The sequence below is a fragment of the Mycobacterium sp. IDUB_19 genome (assembly GCF_055419445.1).
In genome coordinates this window covers 1-830 of record NZ_JBVAXR010000192.1, presented here as the reverse complement: position 1 = coordinate 830, position 830 = coordinate 1, and the positions used below count along the sequence as shown (strand labels likewise).

1 protein-coding gene is annotated in these 830 nt (G+C 61.6%); it reads right to left on the bottom strand.

Annotated features, from left to right (window positions below):
* On the bottom strand, nucleotides 1-830 hold an 830-nt coding region (locus tag ACZY0B_RS27865), incomplete at both ends, for an MMPL family transporter (protein ID WP_463767443.1).

Below are 830 nucleotides of genomic sequence, written 5' to 3'. Positions count from 1 at the left end.
ACGAGCAATCCCAGAGCGGACGGGATGCCCAGCGCCTTGAAATACGACAGCCGCGCCAAGTGGAGGCAGAAGGTGGCGCCGGCGATGGTCAACCCCGAGCCCAGGATGATGTGAGAGGTCCCGCGGAACATCGTGTACCAGGCCGTTTCTCGATCCTGACCGGCCTGGCGCGCCTCCTGGTACCGACCGATGAGGAAGATCGCGTAATCAGTTCCCGCCGCAATCGCCAGCGACGACAGCATGGCGACGACGAACGTCGAAAATCCCAACAGCTCGTTGTTCCCGAGCAGCGCGACAAGCCCTCGAGCCGTGCCCATCTCGAAACCGACCATGACGAGGACGAGAAGCACCGTGCTGATGGAACGATAGGCGATAAAAAGCATGATCATGATGACCACACCCGTCACGCCCATCATCTTGAACATGCTCTTGTCAGCAGCCTCATTCATGTCCGTCGTCAACGGCGCCGGGCCGGTGACGTAGACCTTGAGCCCTTGGGGCGGCGCTGACTTGTCGACGGACTTCCTTACCGCGTCGACGGATTCATTGCCCAGGGTGCTGCCCTGGTTGCCGGCCAGGTTGAGTTGCACATAGGCGGCTTTGCCGTCGCGGCTCTGGACGCCAGCGGCGGTGAGCGGGTCTCCCCAGACGTTCTGGACATGCTGCACGTGCTTGGGGTCTGCCTGCAGTTTTTTCACCAAGCCGTCGTAATAGCGGTGCGCCTCGTCGCCGAGTTGTTGATCGCTCTCGAGGACGATCATCGCGATGCTGTCGGAATCCGACTCGTGGAATGTTGCGCCAATGCGCTTGGCCGCGATCATCGCGGGAGC